This window comes from Actinomadura atramentaria DSM 43919 (assembly GCF_000381885.1).
In the GTDB taxonomy this organism is placed as follows: Bacteria; Actinomycetota; Actinomycetes; order Streptosporangiales; family Streptosporangiaceae; genus Spirillospora; species Spirillospora atramentaria.
The window spans coordinates 20654-32228 of record NZ_KB907216.1; the positions used below are offsets into that span (position 1 = coordinate 20654).

At 74.1% G+C, this 11575-nt stretch carries 11 protein-coding genes; 1 reads left to right on the forward strand and 10 read right to left on the reverse strand.

Features of this window, described 5'->3' with window-relative positions; all coding sequences use genetic code 11:
* Positions 1 to 11: 11 nt before the first annotated feature.
* The gene (locus tag G339_RS40905; protein WP_026341649.1) at positions 12 to 1088 is read right to left on the reverse strand and encodes a cellulose binding domain-containing protein; all 1077 of its coding nucleotides are present in this window, start codon (positions 1086 to 1088) and stop codon (positions 12 to 14) included.
* Positions 1089 to 1200: 112 nt separating this feature from the next.
* Entirely contained in the window at positions 1201 to 1584 is a 384-nt protein-coding gene (locus G339_RS0121170; RefSeq protein ID WP_019633065.1) for a hypothetical protein, read from the reverse strand.
* Positions 1585 to 1816: 232 nt separating this feature from the next.
* Between G339_RS0121170 and G339_RS0121175 the strand changes: the two genes are divergently transcribed.
* Positions 1817 to 2167 carry an antibiotic biosynthesis monooxygenase family protein gene (locus G339_RS0121175; RefSeq protein ID WP_019633066.1) on the forward strand — a complete coding sequence of 117 codons (351 nt, stop codon included), beginning with the start codon at positions 1817 to 1819 and terminating at the stop codon, positions 2165 to 2167.
* 26 nt (positions 2168 to 2193) lie between these two features.
* Here the strand turns inward: G339_RS0121175 and G339_RS0121180 are convergent, their stop codons facing one another.
* The 8 genes from G339_RS0121180 to G339_RS37000 all read right to left on the reverse strand — a co-directional run bounded on the left by G339_RS0121180 (position 2194) and on the right by G339_RS37000 (position 11520).
* Complete coding sequence (locus tag G339_RS0121180) at positions 2194 to 2472, reverse strand: GNAT family N-acetyltransferase (protein ID WP_019633067.1); 279 nt, start codon at positions 2470 to 2472, stop codon at positions 2194 to 2196.
* Positions 2473 to 2493: 21 nt separating this feature from the next.
* Positions 2494 to 4071, reverse strand: a complete 1578-nt coding sequence (gene cimA / locus G339_RS0121185) for a citramalate synthase (protein ID WP_019633068.1) — start codon at positions 4069 to 4071, stop codon at positions 2494 to 2496.
* A 247-nt stretch (positions 4072 to 4318) separates the two neighbouring features.
* A complete protein-coding gene (locus tag G339_RS0121190) occupies positions 4319 to 5422 on the reverse strand; it encodes a branched-chain amino acid aminotransferase (RefSeq protein ID WP_019633069.1) in 1104 nt (367 codons plus the stop codon).
* Between the two features lie 177 nt (positions 5423 to 5599).
* Complete coding sequence (locus G339_RS0121195; protein WP_019633070.1) at positions 5600 to 6655, reverse strand: 3-isopropylmalate dehydrogenase; 1056 nt, start codon at positions 6653 to 6655, stop codon at positions 5600 to 5602.
* 102 nt (positions 6656 to 6757) lie between these two features.
* Positions 6758 to 7003, reverse strand: coding sequence for a hypothetical protein (locus G339_RS0121200; protein ID WP_019633071.1), 246 nt, complete (start codon positions 7001 to 7003; stop codon positions 6758 to 6760).
* 97 nt (positions 7004 to 7100) lie between these two features.
* On the reverse strand, positions 7101 to 8690 hold the full coding sequence (gene serA / locus G339_RS0121205) for a phosphoglycerate dehydrogenase (protein WP_019633072.1): 1590 nt from the start codon (positions 8688 to 8690) through the stop codon (positions 7101 to 7103).
* Between the two features lie 211 nt (positions 8691 to 8901).
* The gene (locus G339_RS0121210; RefSeq protein WP_019633073.1) at positions 8902 to 9579 is read right to left on the reverse strand and encodes a hypothetical protein; all 678 of its coding nucleotides are present in this window, start codon (positions 9577 to 9579) and stop codon (positions 8902 to 8904) included.
* A gap of 96 nt (positions 9580 to 9675) precedes the next feature.
* Positions 9676 to 11520: a DUF2079 domain-containing protein gene (locus G339_RS37000; RefSeq protein WP_019633074.1), complete on the reverse strand. Its 1845-nt coding sequence runs from the start codon at positions 11518 to 11520 to the stop codon at positions 9676 to 9678.
* Positions 11521 to 11575 lie beyond the last annotated feature (55 nt).

Sequence of the window (11575 nt, forward strand, 5' to 3'; positions counted from 1 at the left end):
ATCGGTGCCGGTCAGAACCCGCACGGGCGGCCGTTGACGCGGCAGTCCGCGGGCGTGGCGGGCGCTCCCTCCGCCCCGAACCGGACGTCGAGGACGGCCCCGGCGGGGATCGGCGCGGCGCCCCGCTCCTGGGTGATCTCGACGGCGGGGCCGCCGTGGACGAGCCGTCCGCCCCAGACGTTGCGGACGTGGCCGCCGGACACCCTGAACGTCAGCCGCCACTCGGTGAGCGGGCGGCCGGTCGTGTTGGTGATGCGGACGCGGCCCTCGTAGTAGCCGTCGTCCTGCTCGACGAGCTGGTACGTGACGCCGTCGCCGGTGACGACGGGACCGGCCGGGGGCGCTTCCGGCTCGGTTCCCCCGCCGCCGTCGCCCTCGCCGGGCGGGGCGGCGGCGGGCGGCGTCGCGGCCGGTTCGTCGTCGCCCGGCCCGCCGGACGGCTGCCCGGACGGTTCCGCGGTCGGCTGCCCGGCCGCCTGCTCGGACGGCGTCGCGCCGCCCGTCGGCGCGGCGGTCGCGGGCCGGGACGGCGACCCGCCGTCCGATCCGCCCGCCCAGACGAAGACGCCGATCGCGGCGATCAGCGCCAGGACGACCACCGCTCCCCCGACGACCGCGAACCGGCGCGACGGCCCCCCGGACGGCGCGGGCGGCGCGGCGGGCGGCCCCGCCGGAGGCAGCGCGCTCCCGGCGGGCGCGGTCGGCTCGTCCGGCACGGTGGACGGCGCGGGCACGGCGAACGGCGGCGGCGGAACCGTCGCCTCCACCGGACGCGGCGGCGCGGCGCTCGCCATGACGACGGGCGGGACGGGCGCGACCGGCCGGTCCCCCGGCTCCTCGGCGCCGTGCCGCGCCGTCCACCGGCCCTCGGCCGGCCCGTCCACGATCGTGTCCGCGGGCGGCACGGTGTCCTCGGGCGGATCGGTGAGCGTGACGTCGGCGGGCGCGTCCGTCAGCGTCTCGGGCGGGCCGGGCGCGGAGACGCCGTCCACGATCGTGTCCTCGGCCGGCGCGCCGGGCCTGCGGAACTCGGCCGTGGTCCGGTGGTCGGGCGCGCGCCGGTCCCGTCCGGTCTCGTCGCCGCTCACCGCGCCGCCCTCTCCACGCCGTGCCGTGCCATGTCGTTCTCCCTCGCGCCGGTCGCTCACCCTCTCCGACGACGGCGGGGCGCTTTCGGTTCAGACGGCGACATGTCGGCTATCAGCGCGGGGCCGCCGGTTCCAGCGCGCGCCGCGCCGCCTGCCGCTGCTGGAGGTTGAGCAGTGCCGTCACGAGCCCGATCCCGACCGGCATGGCCGCCTCGGGCGCGCCCGTCAGCCACCGGGCGGCCTCGGCCAGCAGCTCGCCGGAGTCGGGGACGCCGTCCGGCCGGTCGGCGAGGGAGTCGGCGAGGCGGCCGAGGACGCAGCACAGCCGCGCCCGCGCGCCCGGCCGGCCGGATTCGGCGGCCTCCCGGAACCACTGCGCGGCCGTCCACAGGTCGCCGCAGTGCTCGCACGCCTCACCGACGCGGTACGCCGCCTCGGCGTAGCGGGCGTCCACGGGGCCGCCGTCGGCCTGGCGGTTCGGGGACGGGACGGGCATGGGCGGCTCTCCGTGACGCGGCGGGCAATGGCTCCCGGCACGGCCTCGCCACCGCGTCCGGGGCATTCATGCTGGCGTCCGGGTGACAAAACCGCCAGCACTTTGCCCAAATTAGTGGCGTTTTCTCATTGTTCTCCACGAAACAACGGACCTTTCCGCTGGTCACTCCCCCGAACGGCGGGCGCGGCTCGGCCGGATATGGTCGTGCCGACCAGCGAGCCGAGGGGATGCCATGTCCGTCGTGAAGATCAACGTCCTGACCGTCAGCGCCGAGCGGCGCGACGAGCTGGAGCGCCGGTTCGCCGGGCGCGCCGGGCTCGTCGAGAACGCCGACGGGTTCGAGGGCTTCGAGCTGCTGCGCCCGGTGGACGGCACCGACCGCTACCTCGTCTACACGAAGTGGCGAAGTGAAGAGGACTTCCGCGCGTGGACCGAGAGCCGCGCGTTCGCCGAGGGCCACGCCCGCGCCGCCGCCGAGGGCAGCGGGCACGGTCATGGACACGGGCACGGCGGCCCCGCCGCGGGCGCGTCCGAGCTGTGGGGTTTCGAGGTCGTCGAGTCCGCCGGCCCGGCGGAGTCCTGACCCTTTGAGTCCGGGGCCTCGCGGCGCTACGCCACGAGGTCCCGGTAGTCCGGGTGCCGCTCGATCCAGCCCCGGATGAACGGGCACGACGGCACGGCCTTCAGGCCGCGCGCCCGCACGTCGTCCAGCGCGCCGCGCGCCAGCGCCCCGCCGATCCCCTTCCCCTCGAACTCGGGGAACACCTCGGTGTGGACGAAGACGACCGCGCCCGGTTCCGCGCGGTACTGCGCGAACCCGGCGAGGACGCCGTCGTCGCGGATCTCGTACCGGTCGGCGTCGGGGGCGTCGGCGATCTCTGTGCTCATGGCTCCGATTCTGCCCGCCCGTCAGTCCGCCTCGTAGCCCGCGTGCAGGAGGCAGTAGCTGACGGCCTCCTCCAGCGCCTGCCAGGACGCCGCGATGACGTTGTCCTCGACGCCGACCGTCCCCCACTCGCGGGTGCCGTCGCTGGACCCGATGAGCACCCGGGTGCGCGCGCCCGTCCCGTGCGAGCCCTCCAGGATGCGGACCTTGTAGTCCACCAGCTCCATCGTCGCCAGCTCCGGGTACAGCCGCCCGAGCGCGATGCGCAGCGCGTTGTCCAGCGCGTTGACGGGGCCGTTGCCCTCCCCCGTCGCGATGATCCGCTCGCCCTTGGCGACGAGCTTGACGGTCGCCTCGCTGACCAGGACGCCGTCCGCGCGGCGCTCCACGATCGTCCGCCACGACTCGACCTCGAAGTGCCGCTGCCGGACGCCCGTCAGCTCCTCGCGCAGCAGCAGCTCGAACGACGCGTCGGCCGCCTCGAACGTGTGCCCCGTCGCCTCCAGCTCCTTGACCCGGTCCACGACGGCCTTGGCCTTCTCGCCGGACAGGTCGTAGCCCAGCTCGCGGCCCTTCAGCTCCACCGACGCCCGCCCGGCCATGCTGGACACGAGCATCCGCATGTCGTTGCCGACCGCCGCCGGGTCGATGTGCTGGTACAGGTCCGGGTCGACCTTGATCGCCGAGGCGTGCAGGCCCGCCTTGTGCGCGAACGCCGACACGCCCACGTACGGCTGCTGCGAGCTGGGCACGACGTTGGTGATCTCCGAGACGGCGTGCGCGATCCGCGTCATCCGGGTGAGCTGCTCGCCGGTCACCAGGTCCATGCCGCGCTTGAGCTGGAGGTTCCCGACGAGCGTGAAGAGGTTGGCGTTGCCGCTGCGCTCCCCGTACCCGTTCGCGCAGCCCTGGACGTGCGTGGCCCCGGCGCTGACGGCCGCGAGCGAGTTCGCGACCGCGCAGCCGGAGTCGTCGTGGCAGTGGATGCCGACGCGCGCGCCCGTCCCGACGACCTCGTGGACGACCTCCGCCAGCTCGTCCGGCAGCATTCCGCCGTTGGTGTCGCACAGCGCGATGACGTCCGCGCCCGCCTCGGCGGCCGTGCGGACGACCTCCAGCGCGTACGCGCGGTTGGCGTGGAACCCGTCGAAGAAGTGCTCGGCGTCCAGGAACACCCGCTGGCCCTCCGCGCGCAGGTGCGAGACCGTGTCGCGGATCATCGCCAGGTTCTCCTGCAGCGTCGTGCGCAGCGCCAGCTCCACGTGCCGGTCGTGGCTCTTGGCGACGAGCGTCACGACGGGCGCGCGCGACTCGCGCAGCGCCGCGACCTGCGGGTCGTCGGCGGCCCGCAGCCCCGCCCGGCGCGTCGCGCCGAACGCGGCGAGCTGCGCGTTCTGCAAGTCGAGCTCGGTCAGCGCGCGGCGGAAGAACTCGGTGTCCTTGGGGTTCGCGCCCGGCCAGCCGCCCTCGATGAACCCGACGCCGAGGCCGTCGAGGTGCCGCGCCACCGCGAGCTTGTCGGCCACCGTCAGGTTCAGCCCCTCCTGCTGCGATCCGTCGCGCAGGGTCGTGTCGTAGACGTGGAAGGCGTCGCGTTGCATGGTCTGGAGACCTTTCGATGAGTGCCGTGGCGGCCGCGCGGGGGCAAACAAAAAGACCCCCCACGGACGTGAGAGGTCTGCGCGTCGGCGGTGTCCCGTCAGATGCCGACGCGCCAGCCGATAATGACGAGGCTGATACGCATGATGGTCCCAGTGTGCCACACGGCTCCCGGTGCGGTCACCCGCCGTCTCGCCAGCCGAGACGCCCGGGTCCGGCCCCGGAGGGCGGGGCCGGACCCCGGGGACGTCAGGCGATCTTGTGGACCCAGCCGTACGGGTCGGGGCGCGTGCCGTACTGGATGCCGATCAGTTCCTCGCGCAGCCGGGACGAGACCGGGCCGGTCTCGCCGGTACCGATCGACCACTCGCGGTCGGCCGCCTTCACCGTCCCGACCGGGCTGATGATCGCGGCGGTCCCGCAGCCGAACACCTCGGTGATCTCGCCGGACTCGCAGCCCGCCTGCCACTCCTCGATGCTGATCTTGCCCTCCTCGGCGGGGATGCCGAGGTCCGGGGCGAGCTTGAGCATGGAGTCGCGGGTGATGCCGGGCAGGAGCGTTCCGGTGAGCGCCGGGGTCAGCAGCCGCGCGTTCGCGCCCTCGCCGTAGACGAACATCAGGTTCATCGACCCGACTTCCTCGACCCAGCGGCGCTCCACCGCGTCGAGCCAGACGACCTGGTCGCAGCCGTTGGCGACGGCCTGCGCCTGCCCCGCGAACGACGCCGCGTAGTTCCCGCCGAACTTGGCCTCGCCGGTGCCGCCCGGCGCGGCCCGCGTGTAGTCCTGCGACAGCCACACGCTGACGGGCTTGACGCCGCCCTTGTAGTACAGACCGGACGGGGACGCGATCACCGCGAACGTGTAGTCCTGCGCGGGGTTGTTCACGCCGAGCGCGCGCGTCGTCGCGAACATGAACGGCCGCAGGTAGAGGCTCGCGCCCTCCTCGGTCGGCACCCAGTCCCGGTCGGTGCGGACCAGCAGCTCCAGCGCCGCGACGAACAGCTCCTCGGGGATCTCCGGCATCGCCATCCGCTTGGCGGACCGGTTCATCCGGGCGGCGTTCATGTACGGCCGGAACGTGACGATCGAGCCGTCCGGCTGCCGGTACGCCTTCAGCCCCTCGAACAGCTCCTGCGCGTAGTGCAGCACCTGGCTGGCCGGGTCGAGCGCGATGGGCCCGTACGGCTGGAGGCGCGCGTCGTGCCAGCCGCGCTCGGCCGAGTACTGGATCGTGACCATGTGGTCGGTGAAGTAGCGGCCCCATCCGGGGTCGGCCATGATGCGCTCGCGTTCGGCGGCCGGAACGGCCCGCTCGTTGAGCGTGACGTCGAAGTCCGGGATGGTGCTCATCGCGTTGGTCCTCTCGCGGATCGCCGGCCGGCCTCCTCGCCGTCGCGGCTCATTCCCTATTGTGATGCTTCGTCGAGACTCACCCCTCCGTACGGCGCACGACGAAATCCGGGCGCGCCGCAGGGCGCGCCCGGAGGGTTCCGCGCCGCCGGGGGTCGCCCGGCGGCCGGCGCGCCGCTAGCCGGATACTCGCTTGGCGATGGCGTCGCCGATCTGCGCCGTCGAGCGGTTGCCGAGCCCGGCCCGCTCGGTGAGGTCGTCGGACACGGCGCGCTCGACGCGGCGGGCGGCGTCGGCCGCGCCGACGTGGTCGAGCAGCATGGCGACCGAGAGGATCGTGGCGGTCGGGTCGGCCTTGCCCTGGCCCGCGATGTCGGGGGCGCTGCCGTGGACGGGCTCGAACATCGACGGGGCGGTGCCGTCCGGGTTGACGTTCCCGGACGCCGCGAGCCCGATGCCGCCCGCGATGGCCGCGCCGATGTCGGTGATGATGTCGCCGAACAGGTTGTCGGTGACGACGACGTCGAACCGCTGGGGCTGGTTGACGAAGAACATGGTGGCCGCGTCCACGTGGCAGTAGTCCACGCTGACCTGCGGGTACTCGGCCCCGACCTGCTTGACGATCCGCTGCCACAGCTCGCCCGCGAACGTCAGCACGTTGTCCTTGTGGACGAGCGTGAGCTTCCTGCGCGGCCGGGCGTCGGCCTGCGCGAACGCGTACCGGACGACCCGCTCGACGCCGAACGCGGTGTTGACGCTCTCCTGCGTCGCGACCTCGTGCGGGGTGCCCTTGCGGAGCACGCCGCCGACGCCGGTGTACGGGCCCTCGGTGCCCTCCCGGACGACGACCATGTCGATGTCCTCGGGCTTCACGCCCGCCAGCGGGGTCTTCACGCCGGGGAACAGCTTGACCGGCCGCAGGTTGACGTAGTGGTCCAGCTCGAACCGGGCGCGCAGCAGCAGCCCGCGCTCCAGGACGCCGCTCGGGACGGACGGGTCGCCGACCGCGCCGAGCAGGATCACGTCCTGCCCGCGCAGCTCCTCCAGCACCGAGTCGGGCAGCGTCTCGCCCGTGCGGTGCCAGCGCGCCGCGCCGAGGTCGTACGTGGTCTGCTCGAACGCCAGGTCGGACGTGGGGGCGGCGGCCGCGAGGACCTTGAGCCCTTCGGCGACGACCTCGGGGCCGATGCCGTCGCCGGGGATGACCGCGAGGCGGATGCTGCGGGAAGCCATGCGCGAACTCTACTGCAAATGTCTCATTGCTTGGTCATTGGTCTCACCCCTCGGACCGGCCCGCGGGCGTGCGGGCCCGCGGCCGGTCGCGGGAGGGGCGGGTCAGCCCCGGCGGTCCAGGGACTTCTGGAGGGCCGAGCGCAGGGCTTCGGTCGTCTCGTCCTCGGTGTTGTTCACGGCATGCTCCATCCGGGCGGAACGGTGGCTGAACGGGATCGCCGTGGACGGCGCCGCGGGTCGCGCGGCCCGGCTCCGGACGGGACCCGAGCGGCGGCGGACGGTGGTCGCGGGCTCGCCGCGGGTCTCCGTCCAACGTACCCGCGACCGCGTCCGATCGTCCCAGCTCATGGCGGTTCATCTCACATGCCGAGACGCGGGTCGTCCGCCGGAACGCCGACGGCCCCGCACCGAAGCCGGTGCGGGGCCGTCGGAACGCGTCGCGGGATCAGCCGTCCAGGTCCACCCGGCGGCCCATGTCCGCGCCGACCTCGGCGGAGATCGCGTCCACGAGCTGCGGCGGGACCGTCGAGTCGACGGTGAGCGCGATCAGCGCCCGGCCGCCCTTGGCGTCCCGGCCGACCTGCATCCCGGCGATGTTCACGCCCGCGTCGCCGAGCAGCTTGCCGACCGCGCCGACGATGCCCGGCCGGTCCGCGTACGAGAAGAACGCCATGTGCGCGGTGGGCACCAGCTCCATCGCGTAGCCGTTGATCTCGATGATCCGCTCGGCGTGCTTGGGGCCGGTGAGCGTGCCCGACACCGACACGACCGCGCCGTCGGCCATCGTGCCGCGCACCTGCACGACATTGCGCCAGTCGGGGCTGTCCTCGCTGGTCGTCAGCGTGACCTCGACGCCCCGGTCGCGGGCGAGCAGCGGCGCGTTCACGAAGGTGACGGCCTCCTCGGTGACGTCGAGGAAGACGCCCTTGAGCGCCGCCAGCTCCAGCACCTTGACGTCGTGCGCGGTGATCTCGCCGCGCACCACGACGTCGAGCCGGACCGGGACGCCGCCGGCGAGGGCGGTGAAGATGCGGCCGAGCTTCTCGGCGAGCGGCAGGCCGGGCTTGACGTCCTCGGCGACCGCGCCGCCCTGGACGTTCACCGCGTCCGGCACGAACTCGCCCGACAGCGCCAGCTTGACCGAACGCGCGACCTGCGTGCCCGCCTTCTCCTGCGCCTCGTGCGTGCTCGCGCCCAGGTGCGGGGTGACGACCACGTTGTCGTGGTGGAACAGCGGGCTGTCGGTGCAGGGCTCGGTGCTGAACACGTCGATGCCCGCGCCCGCGACCCGGCCGTCCTTGATCGCCAGGTCCAGCGCGGCCTCGTCCACGATGCCGCCGCGCGCGGCGTTGACGATCCGGACGGACGGCTTGACCTGGTGCAGCTCGCGGTCCCCGATGAGGCCGAGGGTCTCGGGCGTCTTCGGGAGGTGGACGGTGATGAAGTCGCTCTCGCGCAGCAGCTCGTCCAGCGTCACGAGCTTGACGCCGAGCTGCGCGGCGCGGGCCGCCTGGACGTAGGGGTCGAAGGCGATGACGTTCATGTCGAACGCGGCGAGGCGCTGCGCGACCAGGACGCCGATGCGGCCGAGGCCGAGCACGCCGACGGTCTTGCCCGCCAGCTCGACGCCGGTGTACTTCGAGCGCTTCCACTCGCCCTGCTTGAGCGCGCCGTGGCCCTGTGGCACGTTCCGCGCCGTGGCCAGGAGCAGCGCGATGGCGTGCTCGGCGGCGGTGACGATGTTGGAGGTCGGCGCGTTGACGACCATCACGCCGGCCTTGGTGGCGGCCTCGACGTCGACGTTGTCGAGGCCGACGCCCGCGCGGGCCACGACGCGCAGCCTGCGCGCGTGCTGGAAGACCTCGGCGTTGACCTTGGTGGCGGAGCGGACGATCAGCGCGTCGACGTCCGCGACGGCCGGCAGGAGCTGGGCGCGGTCGGCGCCGTCCACACTGCGGACCTCGAAGTCGGACTCGAGGACGGCGATGCCGGCGGGTGAGAGTTCTTCTGCGACGAGGACGACGGGCTTGCTCAAGGAAGAGTCCTTAGGAACGTGGGATGTGCGGTTCGGGTGCTGGCGCGAGTCCACCTCGTCGTGCGCTCGCCTCTCGCGAGTCTATCCCCCGCCCGCGGGCCGGTTCGCGGACATGGTGACACACACCCGAACACCCTATATGCCGAAAAAATCCGCATTCATTAGGGTCTGTGGTAGCACGCCCGGACCGGGGAGCGGTCCACCGGGGCGGTCAGGCGGCGTGCGGCTCCGGCTGCGCCGCCAGCACCGCCGCCACCCGGTCGATGTCGCCGACGCCGACGTGCGGGACGTCCACGAACACCCGCAGCGGCCCCGGCGGCAGCCCCAGCGCGGCCGCCACCCGCACCTGCACGTCATAAAGCGGGATATAGGACAGGTACGCCGTGCGTACGTTCTGCGAGCGGAACATCGCCGTCATGACCAGGCGGTAGCCGCGGACGCGGAACGACAGCGCCGTGATCGGCGGCGACGCCGCGCCCGGCGGGCCGGGATCGGTCAGCGAGATCCAGGCGCTCGTCGTCCACGGGCGGGCGCGCAGCAGCTCCACGACCCAGCGGAGCTGGCCCGCGCCGTGCGCGTCCGCGGCCTCCGCACGGCCCGCCGGGACGCTCGGGGCGTTCGGCGCGCTCGGGGTGTTCGCCGCGGTCGGGGCGGGCGCGGGCTCGCCGTACCGCAGCAGGATCGGGTCCTCGCGGCTCAGCGACGCGATCTCGAACATGACCGGCGGGCCCTCCACGATCGGCCCGGGATCGTCCATCCCCGCCTCGCCCGCCGCCCAGACGTGGCGGAGCAGCCCGATCCAGGCGTGCCCGCAGGTCTCGTGGCGGCGGACCTCGAACGCCGTCCCGCCCGCCGTGTCCTCGCCGCCCCTGCCGCCGCGCTCAGTCACCAGCCTCGCCCCAACCGCCGCTCGGGGCGCGGGCTCCGGGAGTGACGCGCTGGTGCGCGCCGAACGCGCCGCGGCCCTCACGACTTCTCCCCTCGATTATCGGACAGGGGACGCCGAATGGGTAGGTACCTCTTTCCCGGTCGCCAGCCGGTCCTCGGCGGCCGCGTCACCGTGCAGCACGACGTAGCCGTGCGAGCGGTACACCTCCCGGTAGCCGGCGCGCAGCAGCCGCGCGATCCGGTCCCGCTGCGCGGCGGCGGACGGGAAGGGGAACTCGCGCGCGTCGCCGTCCGCGACCACCCACGCGGCGCGGCGCGGGACGCCGTCCCACAGCAGGACGCGGGCGCGGCCGGTGAGCGCGGGGCCGACGTGGTTCGCCGCCTCGACGACGGCACCGTCCGGCACCCTTGCGACGGCGCGCGCGGCGGCGGACGCGCGCGCGTCCCGGACGTACAGGCCCGGCTCGGCGAGCCGCCGGAACGCGAAGAACGGAACCTGCACGACCGCGCCGACCAGCAGCCCCACCCCCAACAACGCCCCAGGCCGCCGAACCAGCACGCCCACCCGATGCGGCGTCCCGAAACCCGACCACACGCGGCCGACCCGCGCCGAGCGCGTCCGCCCGCGCCCGCCCCGTGCGCGCTCTGACGGCGCGCGTCCGAACTGCCCGCCCTCGGACCGGGCGCCCTGGGACCGGGTGCCCTGGGACCGGGTGCCCTGGGACTGCGCGCCCTTAGACCGCAGGCCCTTAGACCGCGCGCCCCCAGACTGCGCACCCCCAGACCACACGCCCCCAGACCGCGCGGAGCGCGTCCGTACGCCGCCGGGCCGGGCGCGGGCCGGGTGCGCGCGGCGGGCGCGGGTGGCGAGGGCGCGCAGGCGGGACGCGCCGTCGGCGGTGGCGAGGGCGATCACCGCGACGACGAACGCGTTGTAGTGGTAATGCGGCGCCCACCAGTTCTCGAAGCGGTCCGCGAGCATCCGTTCGGCCAGCATCGGCACGGCGACGAGCGTCACCGGGGACAGCAGCGGGAGCAGGAGGAACGGCGCGACGAGCAGCAGCGCCGTCAGCAGCTTCTCCGGCGGCGTGCCGAGCGCGGCGAGCGCGTCCCACGGGCGGGCCGCCAGGTGCGCGGCGACGTCCGGCACGTCCGCGCCGAGCCGCCCGTACGCCCAGTAGTAGCGCGTGTCCCCGCCGAACTCCGCGATGACGACGCGCGAGGCGATCCACGTCGCGGCGAGTCCGGCGGCCGCGAACGCCGCGCCCGCCCACCGCTCGCCGCGCCGGGTCAGCAGGTACAGCCCGAACCCGACGAGCAGCAGGCCCGTGTCCTCTTTCACGAGCAGCAGCAGGAGCGCCGCGACGCAGGCCCGTCCGCGCCGCCCCGCGTCCCAGCGCTCCACGAGGTACGCCGACAGCGGCGGGACGAACGCGACCTCGTGGAAGTCGAACGCCAGCGCCTCCGCGATCGGCCACGACAGGGCGTACGCCGCCGCGACGGCGTACGCCGCGCGCCGCCCGACGCGCCGCGCGGCGAACCGGTGGACAGGCACGATCGCGAGCGCGAAGAGAACGGCCTGCGCGACGAGCAGCGTCGCGGGGCCGTCGTGGAGCCGGTAGAACGGCGCGAGCACGGCCAGCAGCGGCGAGAAGTGGTCCCCGAGGATGGAGAAGTCCGCCCCGAACCCGTTGTGAACGCCCTTCACCGGTGCGATCGGCGCGCCGAACCGGCTGTACGACCGGACGGCCTGGTCGAAGATGACGAGATCGTAGGTGCTCGTCCGGAACGTCCGGAGCCGCAGCAGCGCCAGGACCGTGTAGACCGTCCCGGTCGCGACGACGAGCGCGGCGAGCGGGCCCGGCGGGCGGCGCGGCGACCGGCGCGGACGGCGCGCGGCGCGCGCGGGCGGTCGCCCCTCCATCGCCACCGCGTCGGCCACGGATCAGCAAATTAGCAGCGCAACGGCCGAATATGACGATCCGTGGCCGATCGGC